We start from the raw sequence: 22,748 nt of genomic DNA on the forward strand, positions 1-22,748 counted from the left end.
AAGGCCCGGGTCCGCCGCTGGAGGGCGGGCCCGGGCCTTCGTGCGGCCTCAGTGCGGCAGCGGGGAGAGCGTCGGCAGGTGCGCGAGGAAGCCGCCGTCGACGGGCAGCACCTGGCCGGTGATGAAGGACGCCGCCGGGGAGGCGAGGTAGGCCACCAGCTCGGCGACGTCCTGCGGGGTGCCCAGCCGCGGGATGAGGTTGGCGCTCTGGAACATCTCCTGGACCGGCAGCGGCATGTCGGCCTCCAGCGCCGGGGTGCGGATCAGCCCGGGCGCGACGGCGTTGCACCGCACGCCGTGCGCGCCGTACGCGGCGGCCACGAACCGGGTCAGGGCGACCAGCCCGCCCTTGGAGCTGCCGTAGGCGACCATCACCCGGTCGCCCGACAGCCCCTGCCCGCTGGTGATGTTGACGATCGAGCCGCCGCCGCGCCGGATCATCACCGGGACCGTGTGCTTGCACAGCAGCATCGGCCCGCGCAGGTTGACCGCCATCACCTGGTCCCACAGCTCGACCGGCATCGTCACCACGTCGCGGTCGGCGCGGATCGCCGAGGTCAGGGCGGCGTTGTTGTCCAGCACGTCGATGCCGCCGAAGGTGTCCACGGTGAAGTCCACCAGGTCGCGGACGCTGTCCTCGGCGGCGACGTCCACGGCGCGGCCGACCACGGACAGGCCCTTGGCGGCCAGTTCCGCGGCGGCCTTCGCCACGGCCTCCTCCTCGACGTCGGCGAGCACCACGTCGGCGCCCGCCGCGGCCAGCGCCTCCACGGTGGCGGCGCCGATGCCGCCCGCGCCGCCGGTGACCACGGCGACCTTCCCGGCCAGGGACCGCGCTTCGTTGCCCATGGGTGGACCACCTCTCATGTCGCGTGCGAGCCCGGGCGGCCGGCGGCCCCCGGTCGGAATCTCAACGCCTCGGTAGGTGCGTGCTTCTGACGGTGGGGCTGCTCGGTCCCGCGGTCCGGCTCAGCCGGCGCCCGTACGGCTCAGCCGGCGACGGGCGCCGACACCCCGAACAGCTCCGCGTAGCGGCCGACGAGCAGGTCGCCGCCCTTGTAGCGGACGGTCTCCTCCGGGCCGAGCACCAAGGGGCCGTCTGGGCCGGGTACCTGGGAGGCGCCGCCGGTGGCGCCCAGCGGCACCAGCACGGCGTCGCCGCCCGGCTCGTACGCGCGCTGCGGCGGCCGCCCGGCCGCCAGCGCGGTGATGTTGGCGGCGACGACGGCCGCGTGCTCGGAGGCGGCCTTGGACCGCTTGGGCTCCGGCACCGCGGTGACGTCGCCGATCGCGAAGACGTTCGCGGCGCCGGCCACCCGCAGGTGCGCGTCGACCTCCACGAAGCCGTCGTCGCGGCGCGCGGCGGCCAGGCTCCCGCCGAGCATGTCGCTGAGCGGGGAGACGCCGTAGCAGCGGAACCACAGGTCGGCCTCGACGGCGACGCCCGCGGCGGTGTGGACGGTGAACGGCTCGCGGACGCCGGACGGCACCTCGGGTTCGGCGGCCAGCGCGCTGCCGAGGACGAACTCCACGCCGCGCGCGGCCAGTTGCTCGCGCAGGGTGGCGCGCAGCTCGGGCAGGTAGCGGCCGCCGAGCACGTCGTCGGCGGGGTCGACGAGCACCACGCGCAGCCGCGGCCAGCGGTCGGTGATCTCCCCGGCGAGCTCCAGCCCGACCGGGCCGGCGCCCAGCAGCAGGACCCGCTCGGCGGCGGCCAGCGCGGCCCGGGTCGCGGCGTGCCGCTCGCGGGCGGCCGCGGCGTCGTCGGCCTCCTGCTTGGCGGGGTAGGGGTAGGCGGAGCCGGTGGCGAGCACCACGTAGTCCGCGTCCAGGCGCAGGCCGCCGGCGGTGGTGACGCCGCGCTCGTCGACCTCGACGGCGCGGTCGCGTACGTGCCGGCCGCGGCGCAGCAGCCCGTCGAAGCCGAAGTAGATGCGCTGCGACCAGTCCTCGTCCACCAGGCCGCGCAACGCGGCCACGGTGTGGACGAAGGCGTCCTTGGGGTCGACCAGCACCACGTCGAAGTCCGCGTCGAGCAGGTTGGCCAATGCCGCCCCGCCGTATCCGCCGCCGACGACGACAACCGTGTTTCCCATGCGATGTGCTCCTTGTCTGTGCCGCGCTCCGCCAGGGGGTGCGCCGGTGCGCCCGAGGGGCGGTGCAGGCGCGCGGTGCGGGCCGAATGCCGAACCACCGACGGAAAACAGACGATCCGTCGGACTCGGGTCGAGCCTAGCCAGCGCCTTAGGTAAAGTGCAATCTGCATGGCATTTTCGCCGAGTGGGCCGGACCGGTGCGCAAGCCCGCGCCGATCCGCCCGCCGAAACGCCCTGCTCCCGAAGTCCGCCCACCGGATTCCGCCCGAGCGGAACCGCTTGAGAACACCGGGGAAACACGTGCAGAAGGCTTATGTCCACAGCTACTTCGGCGGCCCGGAGGCCGAGCACTTCGCCGATCTGCCGATACCGGCGCCGGGGCCGGGGCAGTTGCTGCTCGCGGTGCGCGCGGCCGGGGTCAACCCGGTGGACTGGAAGCGCCGTTCGGGCCGCCGGCCGGCCGGTGCGCCCGAGGTGCTGCTGCCGGCCGTGATGGGCGGGGAGGCGGCGGGCGAGGTCGCCGCCCTCGGGCCGGGCGTGACCGGTTTCGCGGTCGGCGACGCGGTCCTGGGCGGGCCGTCGACCGGCGGGTACGCCCAGTACACCCTGCTGGCCGCCGACGCGGCGGTGCGCAAGCCCGCGGAGGTGTCCTGGACCGACGCCGCGGTGCTGCCGATCGCGGCGGCGACCGGCTACGGCGCGGTGCGCCGGCTGGCGCTGCCGCGGGGGGCGACGCTGCTGATCACCGGGGTCGGGGGCGGGGTCGGGGTGGCCGCCGCGCAGGTCGCGCGGCACCTCGGGCTGTCGGTGGTGGGCTCGGCCGCCGAAGGCAAGCGGGCGGCGGTCGAGGCGCTGGGAGTGGTGCACGTCGCCTCCGGCCCGGGGCTCGCCGCGCGGGTGCGGGCGGCGGCGCCCGCGGGGATCGACGGGGTGCTGGACCTGGTCGGCGGTCAGGTGCTCCATGAGGCGGCCGGGCTGCTCGCGGACCGGGAGCGGCTGGTCAGCGGCGCGGACCGGGCGGCGGTCGGCGCGCTGGGCGGCGCGCCGGTGGGCCCGGTACGCGACCCCCGACTGCTGGGCGCCGTCGTGGAGTTGGTGCGCACCGGCGTGCTCGACCCGATGGTGACGCGGGTGGTGCCGTTCGCGCGGGCGGCGGAGGCGGTGCGCGCGGTGGAGGGCGGCCACACGCTGGGGAAGGTGGTGCTGGAAATGCCGCCGCCCGCGGGCCCGCCCGGGGTGGCCGCGCCATAGCCGCCGGGCGGAACGCAATCGCCCCCCGGGCCTTTTCGAGACCGCCGGCTGCGGCGGTTTCCGGGGGGTCGGCCCCGGCGGTTTCCGGGGTGCCGCGCGGGCGGGCGCGGCCGCGTATTCCGCTGCGGGCCGCCGGATCTTCCGGCGCGCCCGAAATTCCTGCCCGCCGTCGAATTCCGTCATCTTCCGACCGCCTTTCACATGCTCATCCCGACGCCCCGCAGGAGGCTTCTCCCGGGCATTCCTGCGGAATCTCCGGATTTCCCGACGCGGCCATTTCGAAGAGTTCGTCGAGGTCGTATTCGGCGCGCTGCGGGCTTCCGTAGCGGGTGATCTTCCCGCGGCTCGCCCATTTCCTGATGGTCGCCGGGGAGACGCCCATGGCGAGTGCGGCGAGTTCGGTGGGCACGGTGCGCGCCGGGCGCCGGTCACCGCTCACCGGCCGGCACCCCCGCCCCCGCGGCCCCCGGCCGGCCGGCGCCGGCCGGCGCGGGGCGCCGTCCGTCCGCGCCGCGCCGGCTGCGCTCGGCGAGCAGGAACCACTGGCGGGGCGGCACCCCGTGGCCGTACTCGCAGCGCACCTGCCGGGCGGCGGGCGCCTGGCCCGCGGCGGGCACGGCGGCCGCGGCGGGCGCCCGCAGCGTCCCCCCGCAGCCGGGCTGCGGGCAGGGGCCGAGCGGCGCCGCCTGCTCCGCGGCCGCACCCCGCCCGGCCGAGGCCAGCAACTCGGCCACCTCATCGGCGAAGTCGGGCCCGGCCGGATGGCCCGCCAGCCACTCCAGATGGACCACCAGGTACCGCAGCAGCCCTCTGACCTCGGTGTCCGTGACGGCGGGCACCCCTCGTTCATCGGCGACCAGGCGGGTCCAGGACAGCAGCAGGGCGCGGATCGCCGAGCGCACCGCCACCGCGTCGTCGTCCAGGACGATCCCGAACGACCGGCTGCCGCTGACACGTTGGCGCAGCGACGCCGGGGTGCGGACGAGGGCGCGCTCGGTCTCCTCGTGCAGGGTGAGCACATGGCACAGGTCGGCGCGCAGCCGCTCCACGCACGGCCCGCACAGCGCGGGCCGGGACGGCGAGCCGTGTCCGGCGCTGCCGACCCCGCGACGGCAGCGCGCGCACTCGGCGGTGGCACGGCCGGCGGCACCTCGGTCGCCGGCCTGGACGGTTCGAAGAAGCGGTGCGTGGGCCTCGGGGACGCGTAGGGGCCGGCGCATGGTGACACCCTTTCCGTCGGCGGCCGGTCCATCCGAATTCTGTCCGGTCGCAGAGATGGGATCGAATGGCCGTTCGCAGCTGGGTCGGCAGCACAGTAAGCAGCGCCGAGGCACGGCGTCAAGGAAAGCAGAGCCCGGCGCCGGGCGATCTCCGGGCGCAAATGTTGCGCCCAATTACGTGGGCGTGAAGCACATGTGAGGACGCCCGGCGGCGGGGCGGCGGAAGCGCGCCGCGATCACGCCGCAGCAGGTTTCCCGAGGCCCCTGATCGCGATTCAGATCTGCTATTGACAGCATCCGAAGCGGGCTGTCACACTCATTTCACGGCGCAGCTGTGCCCACTTCGCGCCGCGTTACCGGCACGTGCGGGAGACCCCTGGCGGTCCCGCACCGACATGCCGTTCCCCCTCCCGGGACCCGGGCCCTGACCGATGGTGTTCCAGGCGCCCCGTCGTTCCCTCTCCCTCCCCTTCTCCGCCCCTGCCGCGGCCCATGACGCCCATGACGCCCATGACAGCTGTGGCATCCGCGGCACCGGCGCCATCCGTGGCATCGCCGCTCCCCCGTCCCACCGTGTGGAACCAATGAGAGGAGGCACCCTCATGGACGCTGCCGTGATCGTGGTCGGCGCCGGCCCCACCGGGCTGATGGCCGCGGGCGAACTGCGGCTGGCCGGCGCCGACGTCCTGCTGCTGGACCGGCTCGCCGAGCCCAGCGGCGAGTCCCGCGGGCTCGGCTTCACCCCGCGCACCATGGAGGTCCTGGACCAGCGCGGCCTGCTGCCGCGGTACGGACCGCTGGACACCAGCCCGCTGGGCCACTTCGGCGGCGTACCGGTGGACTTCGGCGTGCTCGACGGCGCGCACTTCAGCGTGCGGGGCGTGCCGCAGCACCGCACCGAGGCCGTACTCGGCGGCTGGATCGAGGAGTTGGGCGTCCGCGTGCTGCGCGGCACCGAGGTGGTGGGGCTCGCCGCCGACGGCGAGGAGGTCACCGTCACCGTGGACGGGCCCGCCGGCCGCCGTACGCTGCGCGCGTCCTGGCTGGTCGGGTGCGACGGCGGCCGCAGCACCGTGCGCAAGCTCGGCGGATTCGCCTTCGAGGGCACCGAGTCCACCATGGAGATGTTCCTCGCCGACATCGCGGACTGCGCGATCGCGCCGCGCCCGATCGGCGAGGCACTGCCGGGCGGCATGGCGATGTCGGTGCCGATCGGCGCGGGCGCGCACCGCATCATCGTCTGCGAGCGCGGCGCCCGGCCGCGCCGCCGGCCGCAGGGCCTGGCGTACGGCGAAGTGGCCGCCGCCTGGCAGCGGTTGACCGGCCAGGACATCAGCGCGGCCACCCCGCTGTGGATCAGCGCGTTCGGCGACGCGGCGCGGCAGGCGACGCAGTACCGGCGCGGGCGGGTGCTGCTGGCGGGCGACGCCGCGCATATCCATCTGCCCGCGGGGGGCCAGGGCATGAACACCGGCGTGCAGGACGCCGTCAACCTCGGCTGGAAGCTGGGCGCGGTGGTGCGCGGCGACGCGCCGGAAAGCCTGCTGGACACCTATCACGACGAACGGCACGCGGTCGGGCGGCGGTTGCTGGTCAACACCCGGGCGCAGGGCCTGCTCTACCTCAGCGGCGCCGAGGTGCAGCCGCTGCGGGACGTGCTCGCCGGGCTGGTGGTCCACGACGCGGTGGGCCGCCACCTGGCGGGGATGGTCAGCGGCCTCGACATCCGCTACGACGTCGGGCCCGGCACCCACCCGCTGCTCGGGCGGCGGCTTCCTCAAGCGCGGCTGGCGACCGCCGCCGGGCCCGTGGACACCACCGCGCTGCTGCGCACCGGCCGGGGCCTGCTGCTGGACCTCGCCGACGACGCCGGGCTGCGCCGCCGGGCCGCGGCCTGGAGCGACCGGCTGACCGTCGTCACCGGCGCCCCGCAACCGGCGGACGACCCGGCCGGCAGCGGCGGCGCGCACCGTACCGGCGGGGGCGGGGTGCCGGCCGGCACCGGCGCCGTCCTGGTCCGCCCGGACGGCCACGTCGCGTGGACCTCTCCGGGCAGCGGCCTGGGCGTCGAGGAGAGCCTGGCCCGCTGGTTCGGCCCGGCCCGCCGCCCCGCGCCGGCCGCCGCGGCCTGACCGCCGAGCTCCCCCGGAACACCCCCGTACACCCCGCACCTGCCCCCGCACTGCTGTACCCCAGGGCCCGACGGCGTGCCCCGCTCTCTTGTCACCACCCCCCGGAACGACCGAGAGAAGGACCGATGCACAGCACCCTGATCGTGGCGCGGATGGAACCCGGCCACGCCGCCGACGTCGGCGCGCTCTTCGCCGACTTCGACCGCACCGACCTGCCGCACCGGATGGGCACCCGGCGCCGCCAGCTGTTCTTCTACCGCGGCCTGTACTTCCACCTCCAGGACTTCGACGAGAACGACGGCGGCAGCCGGATCGAGGACGCGAAGACCGACCCGCGCTTCGTGCGGATCAGCGCCGACCTCAAGCCCTTCATCGGCGCCTACGACCCGGCCACCTGGCGCTCCCCGGCCGACGCGATGGCCACCCGCTTCTACTCCTGGGACGGCTCGGCATGAGCGGGCGGCGCGTGGTCATCACCGGCATCGGCGTCCTGGCCCCGGGCGGGGTGGGCGTCAAGGACTTCTGGGGCCTGCTCGCCGAGGGCCGCACCGCGACCCGCGGCATCACCTTCTTCGACCCGGCGCCGTTCCGGTCCCGGGTCGCCGCCGAGATCGACTTCTGCCCCGAGGCGCACGGCCTGGGCCCGCAGGAGATCCGGCGGATGGACCGCGCGGCCCAACTGGCGGTGGCCGCCACCCGCGAGGCGCTGGAGGACAGCGGGCTGGACCTCGGTGCCCTCGACCCGCACCGGGTCGGCGTCACCGTCGGCAGCGCGGTCGGCGCGACCACCGGTCTCGACACGGAGTACCGCGTGGTCAGCGACGGCGGGCGGCTGGCGGAGGTCGACCACCGCTACGCCGTACCGCACCTGTACGACTACCTGGTGCCCAGCTCGTTCGCCGCGGAGGTGGCCTGGGCCGCGGGCGCCGAGGGGCCGTCGGCGGTGGTCTCCACCGGCTGCACCTCCGGCATCGACTCCGTCGGCCACGCGGTCGAGCTGATCCGCGAGGGCAGCGCCGACGTCATGGTCGCCGGGTCCTCCGACGCCCCCATCTCCCCCATCACCGTGGCCTGCTTCGACGCCATCAAGGCCACCACACCCCGCAACGACGACCCCGAGCACGCCTCGCGCCCCTTCGACGGCACCCGCAACGGCTTCGTGCTCGGCGAGGGCGCGGCCGTCTTCGTCCTGGAGGAGCTGGGCGCGGCGCGGCGCCGCGGCGCGCGGATCTACGCGGAGATCGCCGGCTACGCCTCCCGCTGCAACGCCTTCCACATGACCGGCCTGCGCCCGGACGGCGTGGAGCTGGCCGAGGCGATCCGGGTCGCCCTGGACGAGGCGCGGCTCGACCCGAGCGCCGTGGACTACGTCAACGCCCACGGCTCGGGCACCAAGCAGAACGACCGGCACGAGACCGCCGCGTTCAAGCGGAGCCTGGGCGCGCACGCCTACGAGGTGCCGGTCAGCTCCATCAAGTCGATGGTCGGGCACTCGCTCGGCGCGATCGGCTCGATCGAGATCGCCGCGTCGGCGCTGGCGATCCGCAACGACGTGGTGCCGCCGACCGCGAACCTCCACACCCGCGACCCGGAGTGCGACCTCGACTACGTGCCGCTCACTGCCCGCGAGCACCGCACCGACACCGTGCTGACCGTCGGCAGCGGCTTCGGCGGCTTCCAGTCGGCGATGGTGCTGGCCGCGCCGGAGCGGAGGGCGGCATGAGCGAGGCGCTGGTCACCGGGCTCGGCGTGGTCGCGCCGACCGGTCTGGGCACCAAGGAGTTCTGGTCGGCGACCGTCGAGGGCCGCAGCGCCATCGGCCCGATCACCCGTTTCGACGCGGCGGGCTACCCCGCCCGGCTGGCCGGGGAGGTCACCGGCTTCACCGCCGAGGAGCACCTGCCGGGGCGGCTGATCCCGCAGACCGACCGCATGACGCGCCTCGCGCTGGTCGCCGCCGACTGGGCGCTGGACGACGCGGGCATCGACCCGGCCACCGACCACGCCGCGTTCGACATGGGCGTGGTCACCGCCAGCACCTCCGGCGGCTTCGAGTTCGGGCAGAACGAACTGCGCAAGCTGTGGAGCCAGGGCGGCCAGTATGTGAGCGCCTACCAGTCCTTCGCCTGGTTCTACGCCGTCAACAGCGGCCAGATCTCCATCCGCAACGGCATGAAGGGGCCCTCCGGCGTCATCGTCAGCGACCAGGCCGGCGGGCTCGACGCGCTCGCCCACACCCGCCGGCTCATCCGCAAGGGCACCCCGCTGATCGTCTCCGGCGGTGTGGACGCCGCACTGTGCCCGTGGGGCTGGGTGGCGCAGCTGGCCAGTGCCCGGCTCACCACCAGCGACGACCCGGACGGCGCCTATCTGCCCTTCGACGCGGCGGCCTCCGGCCATGTCCCCGGCGAGGGCGGTGCGATCCTGCTGGTCGAGGACGCGGCCACCGCGCGGGCGCGGGGGGTGGCGGGCTACGGCGTCGTCGCCGGCTACGGCGCCTCCTTCGACCCGCGGCCGGGCTCCGGCCGGGAGCCGGGGCTGCGGCACGCGATCGTGGCCGCGCTGGCCGACGCGCGGGTGGCGCCGGACGAGGTCGACGTGGTCTTCGCCGACGCCGCCGGGCTGCCCGCGCTCGACCGGGTCGAGGCCGACGCGCTGGCGGCGGTGTTCGGGCCGTCGGCCGTCCCGGTCACCGCGCCGAAGACCGCCACGGGCCGGCTCGGGTCGGGCGCCGCGCCGCTCGACCTGGCCGGGGCGCTGCTGGCGCTGCGGCACGGCGTCATCCCGCCGACCGTCCATGTCACCCCCGACCCGGGCTACCGGATCGACCTGGTCACCGGGGCCGCCCGCGAGGCGGCGCTGCGTACCGCGCTGGTCGTCGCCCGCGGCTACGGCGGCTTCAACTCCGCGGTCGTCGTTCGCGCCGCCGACCCTATCTGACGCCACGTCAGTTCGATCCGGCCCGGCGCCGCGTGCGCCCCGACCCGTACCTCGACCGCACCCCCGACCGCCCCACCGGTCCGCTGCCGCGCGGGCCGCCGCACCTACACCCACCCGTCCCGCTGGGAGGACCCCATGGCGCACACCCCGTTCCGCCTCGACGACCTGCGCAGGATTCTGCGCGAGGGCGCGGGCGCCGACGAGACCGTCGACCTCGAGGGCGAGATCCTCGACACCGACTTCGGCGCGCTCGGCTACGAGTCGCTGGCCCTGCTGGAGACCGGCAGCCGGATCGAGCGCGAGTACGGCATCGCGCTCGGCGACGACGCGCTGGCCCCCGACACCACCCCCCGGGCGCTGCTGGCCGCGGTCAACGGCGAACTGGCCGCCGCGGCGCCGCAACCGGCCGCCGAGGAGGAGCAACCAGACCCGGCCGCGGGGGACGTCGGCCGGGTCGCGGTCGTGACCGGCGGCACCAGCGGCATCGGGCTGGCCGTCGTCCGGCTGCTGGCCGAACAGGGCCACCGGGTCTTCCTCGGCGCGCGCACCGCCGAGTCGGTCGCCGCGACCGTCAAGGAACTGCGGGCCGAGGGGCTCGCGGTGGACGGCGCCGAGGTCGACGTGCGCGACCCGCGGTCGGTCCGGCCGTTCGTCGCGCAGGCGGTGGCCGCGTACGGGGGCGTGGACATCCTCGTCAACAACGCCGGGCGCTCCGGCGGCGGTGTCACCGCCGACCTCGCCGACGACCTCTGGTACGACGTGATCAACACCAACCTCAACAGCGTCTTCCTGGTCACCCGGGAGGTGCTGACCACCGGCGGGCTGCGCGGCCGGCCCTGGGGCCGCATCGTCAACATCGCGTCCACCGCGGGCAAGCAGGGCGTCGTGCTCGGGGCGCCGTACTCCGCGTCCAAGCACGGCGTCGTCGGCTTCACCAAGGCGCTCGGCAACGAACTGGCGCCCACCGGCATCACCGTCAACGCGGTCTGCCCGGGATACGTGGAGACGCCGATGGCGCAGCGGGTCCGGCAGGGATACGCCCAGGCGTGGGACGTCAGCGAGGGCGATGTGCTCACCCGCTTCCAGGCGAAGATCCCGCTCGGCCGCTACTCGACGCCGCAGGAGGTGGCGGGCCTGGTCGGCTACCTGGTGACGGACGCGGCCGGCTCGGTCACCTCCCAGGCGCTGAACGTCTGCGGCGGCCTGGGCAACTTCTGACGACCGCCCGGCACCTGCCGCCGCACCACCCCTCACCCCGTCCGGCCCTCCCGGGCCGCCTCACCACCTACGGAGGTCCCATGCCGCAGCGCGGCACGCACGAGACCGAACACACCATCACCGTCGCGGCCCCGGCCGCGACCGTCTACGACCTGCTCGCCGACGTCGCGCGCTGGCCGGTGGTCTTCGCGCCGACCATCCACGTCGACCACCTGGAGCGCTCCGGCGGCCAGGAGCGCATCCGGATCTGGGCCACCGCGAACGGCGAGCCGAAGAGCTGGACCTCGCGCCGCACCCTGGACCCCGGCGCGCTGCGGATCGACTTCCGGCAGGAGGTCTCGACCCCGCCGGTGGCCCGGATGGGCGGCACCTGGATCGTGGAGCCGCAGGGCGCGGTCGCCGCGCGGGTGCGGCTGCTGCACGACTACAGCGCGGTGGACGACAGCCCCGAGGGCCTGGCGTGGATCGACCAGGCGGTGGACCGCAACTCCCGCACCGAACTGGAGGGCCTGCGGGCGAACGTCGAACGCGCTCACCACGAGGCGGAGTTGACGTTCTCCTTCGAGGACGTGGTGCACGTCGACGGCACGGCGAAGGACGTCTACGACTTCGTCAACGACGCCGGCCAGTGGGAGAGCCGGCTGCCGCACGTCGCCCGGGTCCGGCTCACCGAGGACACCCCGGGCCTCCAGACGCTGGAGATGGACACCCGGGCGAAGGACGGCAGCACCCACACCACCAAGTCGCACCGGGTGTGCCTGGCGCCGCACCGGATCGCCTACAAGCAGGTCACGCTCCCGGCGCTGCTGGCGCTGCACACCGGGCTGTGGACCTTCACCGACGACGGGAACGGCGTCGCGGCGGCCTCCCGGCACACCGTCGTCCTCAGGCCCGACGCGATCGCCGGCGTGCTCGGCCCGGACGCGGACGTGGCCGCGGCACGCGACTACGTCCGCGGGGCGCTGAGCGCCAACAGCCGGGCCACGCTGGAGCTCGCCCGGGCCTACGCGGAAGGCGGGCGGTGACCATGGCCCCCACCCAACGCCCCGCCGCGGACGCCGCGTCCGCGCCGGAGGAGCCCGACCTGCACGCCGACGCCGTCGTGGTGGGCGCGGGACCGGTCGGCCTGCTGCTCGCCGCGGAACTGCGGCTGGGCGGCGCCGACGTACTGGTCCTGGAGCGGCTGGTGGAGCCCACCACCGAGTCGCGCGCCTCCACCCTCAACGCGCGCACCCTCGAACTCCTCGACAGCCGAGGCCTGTTGACCGCCTTCGGCACCCTCCCGCACGAGCCGCGCGGCCACTTCGGCGGCATCCCGCTGGACCTGGCGGGCCCCGGCCCGTACGCCGGGCAGTGGAAGGTGCCGCAGACCACCACCGAAGCCCGACTCGCCGCCCGGGCGGCCGACTCGGGCGTGCGCGTGCTGCGCGGCCATGACGTGTACGGCGTCACGCAGGGCCCCGGCCACGTCGACCTGCTCGCCCGCACCCCCGACGGCGCCGCCACCCGGATACGGGCCCGCTACGCCGTCGCGGCCGACGGGCAGGACAGCACCGTGCGCGAGCTGCTGGGGGCGGACTTCCCCGGGCAGGGCGCCGAACGGGAGCTGCTGCGGGGGGACGTGGCGGGCATCGACATCCCCGACCGCCGCTTCGAACGGCTGGACCGCGGCCTCGCGATCGCCGCCCGGCGGGCGGACGGGGTGACCCGGGTGATGGTCCATGTCTTCGGCTCCCCGCCGTCGGCCGCCGGCTCCCCCGACGGCGCGGTCGGGTTCGCGACCGTCGCGGACGCCTGGAAACGCGTCACCGGTGAGGAGATCGGACACGGCACCGCGCTGTGGGCCGGCGCCTTCGACGACGCGGCCCGCCAGCTCGCCCGCTACCGCGAGGGCCGGGTGCTCTTCGCCGGGGACGCGGCCCACCGGCACCTGCCGGTCGGCGGGCAGGCCCTCAACCTGGGCCTCCAGGACGCCTTCAACCTCGGGTGGAAGCTCGCCGCGGCGCTGCGGGCGCAGGACGCGGGCGCACCCGCGTTCGCCGACGCCCTGCTGGACAGCTACCACGCGGAGCGGCACCCGGCCGGGCACCAGGTCCTCACCTCGGTCCGGGCCCAGGCCCTGCTGCTGCTCGGCGGGCCCGAAGTCGACCCGGTGCGGGCGGTGTTCGAGGAGCTGATCGCCCTGCCCCCGGCGCGGCGGCACCTCGCGGGGGAGGTCAGCGGCCTCGACACCCGCTACGACCTGGGCGGCGGCCACGCCCTGACCGGCGGCCTGCTCCCCCACGTCCCCCTGTCGGCGCCGTCCGCCACCACCACCGCCGCGCTGCTGCGCGACGGCCGCGGTGTGCTGCTCGACCTCACCGGCGACGCCGCCCACGGCGAACGGCTCGCCCGCGCCCTCGCGCCCTGGGCCGACCGCGTGCACCACGTCCGGGCGCGCGCCACCGGGCCGGACGCGCAGCGGCTCGCCGGGGTCGGCGCCGCACTGGTCCGCCCCGACGGCCATGTGGCCTGGGCCGCGGGCCCCGACCCCACCCCCGCCCGCACCCTGGCCGCGGCCCGCAGGGCGCTGCGCCGCTGGTTCGGCCCGCCGCCCCGCGGCCCGCGATGAGCGCGCCCGGCCTGCCGCGCGCCCACGGTGCCGCCGCCGTCGCCGAACTGCTCGACCGGGCCGAGATCAGCGGCCTGCTCGACCGCTATCTGCTCGACTTCGACGACCTGGGCACGGTGGCGCGCGACGACACCTGGTACGGCACCCTCTTCACGCCGGACCTGGAGCTGGTGTTCCCGGTGGGCGGGCACCACGGGCTCGCCGGGCTCGCACAGTTCCAGCGCGCGGCGAAGGCGAACTGGGCGCGCACCCACCACGCCAGCACCAACCATGTGGTCGAACTGGCCGGGGACGCGGCCGAGTTGACCGCCAAGCTGCTGGTGACCCACGTCCACCCGCCCGAGTCCGCCCGGGCGGACCTGCGCACCGGCAGCCGGGTCGCGGCCCGGGCGGTGCGCACCCCGGACGGATGGCGGCTGAGCGCCCTCGCCATCCACCTGGTCTGGAGCCGCGGCGACCTGCCGCCCCGCCCCGGCCGTCCGTAGAAACCCCCGCCATCAAAGCGCCGGACATCACCCCACGCACACCCACCACCCCGACACACCCACCACTCCGGCGGCCCCGCGCACCACCGTGCTCGCCACGCCCCGCGCGCCGACCGCCCCGCCGCCCCGGACCGTCCGGTCGTCAGTTGACGCCCTGCTCAGGCATGTGTCACGCTTTCCGGGCGGCTTCGCCCTGCCCGGAAACAGACGGTTCGTCAACCTCCTTCCGTGCAGCGCCTTTCAGGAGCCTTCTCTCCCGGCTCCGCCAGCCGCAGCCCGCTTCCGCACCCCGTACCCCGCCCCGTCGCGCCACCGTGTCCTCGCGTCCGCGCGAGACCGTTGCCGCGGGCCGGGCCGTGCGGCGGACACGGGCAACCCCCTTTCATGGAGGCTGTTCCGCCATGCCCGCTTCGCTTCCACCCCCTGTACGCATCCTCCAGCTGGCCACCGCCGGGTGGATGGCGCAGGCCGTCAGCGCCGCCGCCGAACTGGGCGTCTCCGACGCCCTCGCCGCCGGGCCCCGGACCGTCGAGGAGGTCGCCGAGGAGGTCGGCGCCCACGCGCCGACCCTCTACCGGCTGCTGCGCGCCTGCGCCGACATCGAGCTGTTCGAGGAGCGCCCGGACCGCGTCTTCTCGCTCACCGAGCTCGGCGACGCGCTGCGCACCGACTCGCCCGTCTCGCTGCGGGACTTCGCCGTCTGGACCGGTCTGCCCGCCGAGCGCGACACCTGGACCCGGCTGGCCGACAGCGTCCGCACCGGCGCCCCGGTCTTCGAGCGCGTGCACGGCACGTCCGTGTGGGACCACATCCGCGACCGCCCCGACGTGCTGGGCGTCTTCGACCGGGCGATGACGCAGACGTCCCGCCAGATCATCGGCTCGATCGTCGCCGCCTACGACTTCGGCGGCCTGCGCACGCTCGTCGACGTCGGCGGCGGGCGCGGCGCGCTGCTGTCGGCGGTCCTGGCAGCCAACCCGGGCCTGCGCGGGGTGCTCTACGACCAGCCGGAGGTCGTCGCCGAGTCCGGTCCGGTGTTCAAGGAGGCGGGCGTCGCCGAGCGCGCCACCGCGCAGGGCGGCAGCTTCTTCGACGCGGTGCCGCCGGGCGGCGACGCCTACCTGCTGTCGAACATCATCCACGACTGGGACGACGAGCCGTCGGTCCGGATTCTGTCCAAGGTGCGGGCGGTGCTGCCCGCGGACGGGCGGGTGCTGCTGGTGGAGGCGGTGCTGCCGACCGACCGGCCCGCGCTGAACGTCAAGCTGATGGACCTGGACATGCTCGTGCTGTGCGGCGGCCGGCAGCGCACCGAGGCGGAGTTCGCCGCGCTGCTCGCCGGCGCCGGGCTGCGGCTGACCCGGATCGTGCCGGGCGGCCACTGCAGCGTCGTCGAGGCCGTCGCGGCCTGAGCCCGAACATTACCTGATCCACCGTCACCTTCCGCTTCACACAGTGGAGTTCGCAGCCCTTTCCGGGCTCCTCCGCCGTGTCCGCCGCTGCCTTCCGACCGGAGACCGCCATGCCTTTCCTCTCGCCCGACGACGGCTACCTGACCGTGCTCAACCTCTTCCGCACCGAGACCCAGCAGGGCCAGGACCGCCTGCTGGACGCGATGCGGGACATCATCGACCACGCCGACTACCCCGGCTGGATCTCCTCCACGCTGCACAGCGGCCAGGACGCCCGCGGCACCGCCAACTACATCCAGTGGCGCAGCCTCGAGGACCTCCAGGCCCGGTACGCCGGCGAGGGCTTCAAGCACCACACGGTGCCGCTGTTCAACGAACTCGCCACGTCCATCCGCCTGCTCCAGACCGAGGTGGTGGCCACACAGCTCCACCCGGGCCTGGCGAAGGCGGAGTTCTCCGCCGAGCGCGACGACTACACGGTGATCGTCGTCTTCGACGTCGACCCGGAGCACCAGAAGGACCTGGTCGACACGCTCGCCGAACCCGAGGAGTGGGTCCGCACCTACCCCGGGCACCGCTCGCACACGATCCTGCGCGGCCTGGACGGCAAGACCGTCGTCAACTACGCCCAGTGGGACAGCAAGGAGGCGTACGACGCCTTCCACCTGCTGCCGGAGGAGGAGCGCCCGGCGAGCGTGCGGCGCGGCCGGGAGCACGCCCGTTCGCTGGTGACCGGGCGGGACGCGAACACCTACACCGTCGTGCACAGCCGGTCCGCGGCCGGCTGACGGCGCACCGCCCGGCCGGACCCGCCAGACCGGCTCCACCGATCTGATCGCCCGACCCACCGCCCCCTTCACGAAAGGAGTGCGCGTCGATGACGCAGCGCACCACGTTGTTCGGATTCGCCCCCGGGACCGAGACCGCCCGCGCCGCCGAGATCGTCCGGCTCGGGGTCCAGGCCGACCGCTCCGGCCTCGACCTGTTCTCCACCTCGGACCATCCGTACTACGGGCAGCGGCTGGACGCCTACTCCACGCTGGGCTTCGTGCTCGGGGCCACCTCCGGCATCGCCGGGCTGGCGAACGTCACCAACCTGCCGAGCCGGCCCGCGCCGGTGCTCGCCCGGGCGGTCACCTCGCTGTCGGCGCTGTCGGGCGGGCGGATCGTGCTCGGCATCGGCGCGGGCGGCTTCTGGGACGAGATCGAGCGGTTCGGCCGGCCCCGGCTCGGCCCCGGCCAGGCGGTCCGGGCGCTCCAGGAGGCGATCACCGTGGTCCGCGCGCTGTCCGGCGGGGGTGAACCGGTCACGTTCCAGGGCGAGTTCAGCACCATCCGCGAGATCGAGCCGGCCGACGTGCCCACCCCGCAGATCTGGACCGGGTCGCTCGGCGAACGCTCCCTGGCGGTCACCGGGCGGCTGGCCGACGGCTGGATACCCGGCCACGCCTCGGACTGGGTGAGCCGGCGCTACCTCGACTCGCGTCCGCTGGTCGACCGGGCCGCGGCCGAGGCCGGGCGCGACCCGTCGGAGGTCGCCACCGTCTTCAACCTGCCGGGCCGGATCACGAGCGCCGCGCTGGACCGCACCCGGGACCCCGACGGCCGCTGGATCGGCGGCTCGGTACGGCAGTGGGTCGAGGAGCTGACCGGCGCCGTACTGGAGCACGGCGCCGCCGGGTTCATCCACTTCGCCACCGACGGCGGCCCGCTCGACGTCGCGCTCGGGCGGTGGGCGGAGGAGGTCGTGCCCGCCGTCCGGGAGAACCTCGCCAAGGCCTGACCACCCGCCACAAAACCGATCCCCTCCCCCCGCACAGCACGACCCGCACCACCCGCACCACCCTGACGGCCGGGCCGCACCCCAGCGGCCCGGCCGTCGCCCTCGCACCCACCAGGTACCTACGGGAGACCCGCATGTCCCGCCTCAGCCGCAGACCCGTCCCGCTCGCCGCCGCCACCGCGGCCATACTCCTCGCCGCGGCCTGCGGCGGCGGATCGGGGTCGGGCGGCAGCACCACCTCCACCGGCAAGCCCGTCTCCGGCGGGTCCCTCACCTACGCGGTCGACACCGAACCGGTCTCCTGGGACATCGACGTCAGCCAGCAGGACATCACCGGCTCCATCCAGCGCAACGTCTTCGACTCACTGGTCTACCAGGACGACAAGGGGCAGTTCCACGCCTGGCTCGCCTCGTCCTGGAGCGTGTCGAAGGACCTGCGCACCTACACCTTCCACCTGCGCAAGGACGTCACCTTCACCGACGGCACGCCCTTCAACGCGCAGGCGGTGAAGACCAACTTCGACCGCATCGTGGCCCCGGCCACCAAGTCCCAGTACGCCGCGGGGCTGCTCGGCCCGTACGCGGGCACGAAGGTCGTCGACCCGTACACCGTGCGGGTCTCCTTCACCAAGGCGTTCGCGCCCTTCCTCCAGGCCGCCAGCACCCCCTACCTCGGCTTCTACTCCCCCGCCGCGATCAAGAAGTACGGCTCCAAGCTCGGCGCGGGCGGCCCCGCCGACGTCGGCACGGGCCCGTTCGTCTTCTCCTCCTACACCAAGGGGCAGAGCGCCGTCCTGACCCGCAACCCGAAGTACGACTGGGCCCCGTCCACCGACGCCCACCAGGGCCCGGCCTACCTGGACAAGCTCACCTACCGCTTCCTGAGCCAGGACTCGGTCCGGGTCGGCGCGCTGCGCAGCGGACAGGTCCAGGTCGCCAAGTCCGTGCCCCCGACGGACGTGAAGACCCTCAAGCCGAGCGGCGGCCTCACGGTGATCTCCAAGCAGGCCCCCGGCGGCGTGTACAACCTGGTGCTCAACGCCTCCCGCGGGCCGTTCACCGACAAGCGGGTCCGCGAGGCGGTGCAGCGCGGCATCAATGTGGACGCCGACGTCAAGAGCGTCTACTTCGGTGCCTACCAGCGCGCCTGGAGCCCGCTGTCGCCCGCCACCGTCGGCTACGACTCCTCCCTGACCGGGACCTGGCCGTACGACCCGAAGCTCGCGGCGAAGCTGCTGGACCAGGCCGGCTGGACCGCGCGGGACTCCGCCGGCTACCGCACCAAGGACGGCAAGCGGCTGTCCCTCGAGTGGCCGCTGATGCCGCAGAACCTCGTCAGCCAGCAGCACGACATCCTCGGCCAGGCGGTGCAGGCGGACCTGAAGAAGCTGGGGATCGAGGTGAAGCGGCCCCGGCAGGACGTCGGCACCTTCGTCAAGCAGCTCTTCGGCGGCAAGGACGACATCTCCGACTACAGCTGGTCGCGGGCCGACCCGGACGTGCTGCGGCTGTACTTCAACAGCGCCGAGACCCCGGCCAAGGGCGGCGCCAACGGCACCTTCATCAAGGACGCCGACCTCGACACGTGGACCGAGCAGGGGCAGACCACCCTCGACCCGGCCGGCCGCGCCGCGTACTACACCAAGGTCCAGCAGCGGGCGGTGGACCTCGCGCTGGTGGTGCCGATGTACGTCGTCTCCTCGGTGTACGGCGCCTCCACCAAGGTGCACGGCATCACCGCCGACGCCAACACCTGGCTGGAGTTCCACGACGCCTGGCTCGGGAAGTGACGTGACGCCGACACACCTGCTGCGGGCGGTGGCCCGACGGGTGGCGGCGGCCGTGGCGGTGCTGCTGGGTGCCGCCACGGTCGCGTTCGCGGCCCTGCGGCTGATCCCGGGCGACCCGGTGACCACCATGCTCGGGCCCTTCAGCTCCGCCACGCCCGAGGTCCGCGCGCGCATCCGCGCCCAGTACGGGCTGGGCGACCCGGTCTGGCAGCAGTACCTGCGCTACCTCGGCCACCTGCTGCGCGGCGACCTCGGGGAGTCCTACCAGGTGCAGCGCCCGGTCGGCTCGCTGATCACCGGCCAGCTCGGCCCCACCGTCCAACTCGCCCTGTCCGCACTGGCGCTGGCGCTGCTGCTGGCGCTGCTCAGCGCGGTCGCGACCGCCGGGCGGCGCCCGGCGCTGCGCGGCGCCGCCTCGCTGCTGGAACTGCTCACTGTCTCCAGCCCCTCGTACTGGACCGGCATCCTGCTGCTGACGCTGTTCTCCTTCCACTGGCAGCTCTTCCCGGTCGCCGGGGCGCAGAACGGCACCGCGCTGGTGCTGCCCGCGCTGACCCTCGCGCTGCCGATGACCGGGGTGCTGGCGCAGGTGCTGCGGGAGGGGCTGGAGACCGCGCTGCACCAGCCGTTCGCCGTCACCGCCCGCTCGCGCGGCCTGAGCGGCACCGCGGTGCGGCTGCGGCACGCGCTGCGGCACGCCGCGCTGCCGCTGGTCACGCTCACCGGCTGGCTGGCCGGGTCGCTGCTGGGCGGCGCGGTGCTGGTGGAGACCGTCTTCGGGCGGCCGGGCATCGGTGCGCTCATCCTCCAGGCGACCACCAACAAGGACATGCCCCTGGTCATCGGCCTGGTGCTGCTGTCGGCGGCGGTGTTCGTCGTGCTCTCGACCCTGGTGGACCTGCTCTACCTGGTCATCGACCCCCGCCTCAGGACGGACCAGGTGACACCATGACCGCACCGCTGACCCTCGACGCCGCCGCGCCGCCGGCGGCCGCCGCGCCCGTACGGCGCCGGATCTCCGGCCGGGTGCTGCTGCTCCTGCCCGCGCTGGCCTTCCTCGCCCTGCTCGTGCTGGCCGCCGCAGCGCCGGGCGTGTTCGCCTCGGCGGCGCCCAACACCACCGATCCGCTCCAGGCGCTGCGCCCGCCCGGGTCCGGCCACTGGTTCGGCACCGACCAGCTCGGCCGGGACCTGTACACCCGGGTGGTGTACGGCACCCGGCTGTCGCTGCTGCTCGGCGCCGGCGCCACCGCGCTGTCGGTGCTGGCCGGCGCCGTCCTCGGCCTGGCCGCCGGGCTCGGCGGGCGGGTGGCCGACCAGGTGCTGATGCGCCTGGCCGACGTGCTGCTGGCGCTGCCGCCGATCCTGCTGGCGCTGCTGGCGGTCGCCGTCCTCGGCAGCGGCACCGTGAACGTGGCGCTCGCCATCGCGGCCGCGTTCGCACCCGGTTACGCGCGGATCGTGCGCGCCGAGACGCTCGTCGTACGCCGCTCCGGCTACGTCGAGGCCGCGACCACACTGGGCCTGTCCCGGCCCGCGCTGGTGCTGCGGCATGTCGTGCCCAACGCGCTCGGGCCGCTGCTGGTGCTGGCCACGGTCGGCTTCGGCTCCTCGCTGATCGCCGCGTCCGGGCTGAGCTTCCTGGGCCTGGGGCCGCAGCCGCCCACCGCGGAGTGGGGCGCGATGCTCGACCAGGGCCGCGACTTCCTTCAGACCGCCTGGTGGCTGGGCGTCTTCCCGGGCGCGGCCATCACCCTGACCGCGCTGGTGGTCAACGTCGTGGGCCGCCAGGCCCAGGCCCGCTTCACCCGGAGGACCGGCCGATGAGCCCGCTGCTGACCGTCGACGGCCTGGACGTGTCCTTCGGCGCGCTGCGCGCCGTACGCGACGTCTCCTTCACGCTGGACGCCGGGGAGTGCCTGGCCGTGGTGGGCGAGTCCGGCTCCGGCAAGAGCGTCACCGCCCGCGCGCTGGTGGGCCTGGCCGGCGCCGGCGCGCGGGTGCGGGCCGGCACGCTGTCGTTCGACGGCCAGGACCTGACGTCCCTGCGCGAGCCGCAGTGGCGCGCGCTGCGCGGGCGGCGGGTCGGCCTGGTCCTCCAGGACGCGCTGTCCTCGCTGGACCCGCTGCGCACCGTGGGCGCGGAGGTCGCCGAACCGCTGCGGGTGCACGGGGTGCTGCCCCGCGCCCGGCACGCCGACCGGGTCCGGGAACTCCTCGCCGACGTGGGCGTGCCCGAGCCGGAGCGCCGCGCCGCGCAGTACCCGCACCAGTTGTCGGGCGGGCTGCGGCAGCGCGCCCTGATCGCGTCCGCCCTGGCCGCGGGCCCCGACCTGCTCGTCGCCGACGAGCCGACCACCGCGCTGGACGTGTCGGTGCAGGCGCAGATCCTGGACCTGCTCGACCGGTTGCGGCGCGCGGGCACCGCGCTGCTGCTGATCAGCCACGACCTGTCGGTGGTGGCGCGGCTGGCGGACCGGGTCGCGGTGATGTACGGCGGGCGGGTGGTGGAGACCGGCAGCGGCCGGCGGGTGCTGGAGCGCCCCCGGCACCCCTACACGCGGGCGCTGCTGGACGCGGTGCCGGCGCTGCACCCCAAGGGCGCCCGGCTGTCGGCGCCGCCGGTGCCGCGCCCGCCGGCCGGTCCGGACGGCTGCCCGTACGCCCACCGGTGCGCGGCCGCCGACGACACCTGCCGTACGGCGCTGCCGCCGGCCGCCGGACCGGACACCGCGCTGTGCCACCACCCGCTGGACGGCGCCGCCTCGGTGACCTCGGCGCCCTCGGTGACCTCGCGGGCGAAGCCGCCGCTGACCGTACGCCGCCGCGAGCCGCCCGCCGCCGCGCCGGGCGCCGCGCCGCTGCTGGAGGTCGACGCGGTCTCCAAGAGCTTCCGCGGCCCGGACGGGGCGGCCCACCAGGTGGTGCGGGAGGTGTCGCTGCGGCTGGACGCGGGCGAGGCGGTCGGCGTGGTCGGCGAGTCCGGGTCGGGGAAGACCACGGTGGCGCGGATCGCGCTGGGCCTGCTGGCGCCCGATGCCGGGCAGGTGCGGTTCGGGGGCCGCCCGTGGAGCGGGGTGCCCGAGCGGGAGCGGCGTGCGGCGCGGCCCCGTATCCAGACGGTGCAGCAGGACCCGCTCGGCTCCTTCGACCCGCGCTACGGCGTGGAGCGGGTGGTGGGTGAGGCGGTGGCCCGGGCCGGGGTGCGCGGCCGGGCCGAACGCCGGTCCCGGGCCGCGGAGTTGCTGGACCTGGTGGGGTTGCCGGCGGCCGTGCTGCGGCGGCGGCCGGCCGAACTGTCCGGCGGGCAGCGGCAGCGGGTGGCGATCGCCCGGGCGCTGGCCACCGCGCCGGACGTCGTGGTCTGCGACGAGCCGGTCTCGGCGCTGGACGTCTCCGTGCAGGCGCAGATCCTGGACCTGCTCGCCGACGTCCGGGACGAGACGGGCGTGGCGCTGCTGTTCATCTCGCACGACCTGGCGGTGGTGCGGCACGTCAGCGACCGGGTGGCGGTCATGAAGGACGGGCGGGTGGTGGAGACCGGGCCGGTGGAGGAGGTGTTCGCGGCGCCGTCGCACCCGTACACGCGGGCGCTGCTGTCGGCGGCGGCACCGGGGGGCGCGGCGGCCGGGGTAACGGGGTCCGGGTCTACGGCCGCCGGGGACGCGAAGCCCGGCGGCGCCTCGGCCGGGGCGCCGGTGTCCCCGCTGCACGGCTCCGGTTCCGCCTGACCGCCGCGCCGCGGCGCCGCTGAAAGGGCCCTGGGCCACGGGATGTTCCGTGGCCCAGGGCCCTTTTCTGCGTGCCCGC

General features: G+C 75.2%; 20 protein-coding genes and 1 pseudogene. 17 read left to right on the forward strand and 4 right to left on the reverse strand.

The genetic code is table 11. From position 1 onward, the window contains the following. Positions 1-48 precede the first annotated feature (48 nt). Both WA788_RS07025 and WA788_RS07030 read right to left on the reverse strand, forming a co-directional pair. Complete coding sequence (locus WA788_RS07025) at positions 49-849, reverse strand: SDR family NAD(P)-dependent oxidoreductase (RefSeq protein ID WP_335972506.1); 801 nt, start codon at positions 847-849, stop codon at positions 49-51. 140 nt (positions 850-989) lie between these two features. Beyond that, positions 990-2,096 carry an FAD-dependent oxidoreductase gene (locus WA788_RS07030; RefSeq protein ID WP_335972508.1) on the reverse strand — a complete coding sequence of 369 codons (1,107 nt, stop codon included), beginning with the start codon at positions 2,094-2,096 and terminating at the stop codon, positions 990-992. Between the two features lie 300 nt (positions 2,097-2,396). Between WA788_RS07030 and WA788_RS07035 the strand changes: the two genes are divergently transcribed. After that, positions 2,397-3,347, forward strand: a complete 951-nt coding sequence (locus WA788_RS07035) for an NADP-dependent oxidoreductase (protein ID WP_335972510.1) — start codon at positions 2,397-2,399, stop codon at positions 3,345-3,347. Between the two features lie 205 nt (positions 3,348-3,552). Here WA788_RS07035 and WA788_RS07040 read toward each other — a convergent pair whose 3' ends face one another. After that, complete coding sequence (locus WA788_RS07040; RefSeq protein ID WP_335972513.1) at positions 3,553-3,786, reverse strand: MerR family transcriptional regulator; 234 nt, start codon at positions 3,784-3,786, stop codon at positions 3,553-3,555. Then, complete coding sequence (locus tag WA788_RS07045; protein ID WP_335972514.1) at positions 3,776-4,567, reverse strand: OvmZ protein; 792 nt, start codon at positions 4,565-4,567, stop codon at positions 3,776-3,778. The genes WA788_RS07040 and WA788_RS07045 overlap by 11 nt, the downstream gene beginning before the upstream one ends. Positions 4,568-5,169: 602 nt before the next feature. Between WA788_RS07045 and WA788_RS07050 the strand changes: the two genes are divergently transcribed. From WA788_RS07050 to WA788_RS07125, 16 genes and pseudogenes are all read left to right on the forward strand, one after another. Beyond that, entirely contained in the window at positions 5,170-6,699 is a 1,530-nt protein-coding gene (locus WA788_RS07050) for an FAD-dependent monooxygenase (protein ID WP_335972515.1), read from the forward strand. A 125-nt stretch (positions 6,700-6,824) separates the two neighbouring features. Next, on the forward strand, positions 6,825-7,154 hold the full coding sequence (locus WA788_RS07055) for a TcmI family type II polyketide cyclase (RefSeq protein ID WP_335972517.1): 330 nt from the start codon (positions 6,825-6,827) through the stop codon (positions 7,152-7,154). Then, a complete protein-coding gene (locus tag WA788_RS07060; protein ID WP_335972518.1) occupies positions 7,151-8,422 on the forward strand; it encodes a beta-ketoacyl-[acyl-carrier-protein] synthase family protein in 1,272 nt (423 codons plus the stop codon). The genes WA788_RS07055 and WA788_RS07060 overlap by 4 nt, the downstream gene beginning before the upstream one ends. Next, the gene (locus WA788_RS07065; RefSeq protein WP_335972519.1) at positions 8,419-9,639 is read left to right on the forward strand and encodes a ketosynthase chain-length factor; all 1,221 of its coding nucleotides are present in this window, start codon (positions 8,419-8,421) and stop codon (positions 9,637-9,639) included. Before WA788_RS07060 ends, WA788_RS07065 begins: the two co-directional genes overlap by 4 nt. 135 nt (positions 9,640-9,774) lie before the next feature. Next, positions 9,775-9,999, forward strand: a pseudogene (locus WA788_RS07070) (acyl carrier protein); the annotation flags it as partial. A 102-nt stretch (positions 10,000-10,101) separates the two neighbouring features. Next, positions 10,102-10,857: an SDR family NAD(P)-dependent oxidoreductase gene (locus WA788_RS07075; protein ID WP_335973059.1), complete on the forward strand. Its 756-nt coding sequence runs from the start codon at positions 10,102-10,104 to the stop codon at positions 10,855-10,857. 80 nt (positions 10,858-10,937) lie between these two features. Then, the gene (locus tag WA788_RS07080) at positions 10,938-11,882 is read left to right on the forward strand and encodes an aromatase/cyclase (RefSeq protein ID WP_335972521.1); all 945 of its coding nucleotides are present in this window, start codon (positions 10,938-10,940) and stop codon (positions 11,880-11,882) included. Positions 11,883-11,884: 2 nt separating this feature from the next. Next, entirely contained in the window at positions 11,885-13,468 is a 1,584-nt protein-coding gene (locus WA788_RS07085; RefSeq protein ID WP_335972523.1) for an FAD-dependent monooxygenase, read from the forward strand. Then, positions 13,465-13,953 carry a nuclear transport factor 2 family protein gene (locus tag WA788_RS07090; RefSeq protein ID WP_335972524.1) on the forward strand — a complete coding sequence of 163 codons (489 nt, stop codon included), beginning with the start codon at positions 13,465-13,467 and terminating at the stop codon, positions 13,951-13,953. The genes WA788_RS07085 and WA788_RS07090 overlap by 4 nt, the downstream gene beginning before the upstream one ends. Positions 13,954-14,354: 401 nt before the next feature. Continuing rightward, the gene (locus tag WA788_RS07095; protein WP_335972526.1) at positions 14,355-15,365 is read left to right on the forward strand and encodes a methyltransferase; all 1,011 of its coding nucleotides are present in this window, start codon (positions 14,355-14,357) and stop codon (positions 15,363-15,365) included. 110 nt (positions 15,366-15,475) lie between these two features. Continuing rightward, complete coding sequence (locus WA788_RS07100) at positions 15,476-16,153, forward strand: antibiotic biosynthesis monooxygenase family protein (protein WP_335972529.1); 678 nt, start codon at positions 15,476-15,478, stop codon at positions 16,151-16,153. Between the two features lie 89 nt (positions 16,154-16,242). Continuing rightward, positions 16,243-17,148, forward strand: a complete 906-nt coding sequence (locus WA788_RS07105; RefSeq protein WP_335972531.1) for an LLM class flavin-dependent oxidoreductase — start codon at positions 16,243-16,245, stop codon at positions 17,146-17,148. A 134-nt stretch (positions 17,149-17,282) separates the two neighbouring features. Next, entirely contained in the window at positions 17,283-18,938 is a 1,656-nt protein-coding gene (locus tag WA788_RS07110; RefSeq protein WP_335972534.1) for an ABC transporter substrate-binding protein, read from the forward strand. A gap of 1 nt (position 18,939) precedes the next feature. Beyond that, the gene (locus WA788_RS07115) at positions 18,940-19,890 is read left to right on the forward strand and encodes an ABC transporter permease (protein ID WP_335972537.1); all 951 of its coding nucleotides are present in this window, start codon (positions 18,940-18,942) and stop codon (positions 19,888-19,890) included. Continuing rightward, positions 19,887-20,765 carry an ABC transporter permease gene (locus WA788_RS07120; RefSeq protein ID WP_335972543.1) on the forward strand — a complete coding sequence of 293 codons (879 nt, stop codon included), beginning with the start codon at positions 19,887-19,889 and terminating at the stop codon, positions 20,763-20,765. The genes WA788_RS07115 and WA788_RS07120 overlap by 4 nt, the downstream gene beginning before the upstream one ends. Beyond that, positions 20,762-22,669: an ABC transporter ATP-binding protein gene (locus WA788_RS07125; RefSeq protein ID WP_335972547.1), complete on the forward strand. Its 1,908-nt coding sequence runs from the start codon at positions 20,762-20,764 to the stop codon at positions 22,667-22,669. Before WA788_RS07120 ends, WA788_RS07125 begins: the two co-directional genes overlap by 4 nt. The last annotated feature ends 79 nt before the right edge of the window (positions 22,670-22,748 follow it).

It is taken from the genome of Streptomyces sp. CA2R106, from assembly GCF_037034245.1.
GTDB lineage: Bacteria > Actinomycetota > Actinomycetes > Streptomycetales > Streptomycetaceae > Actinacidiphila.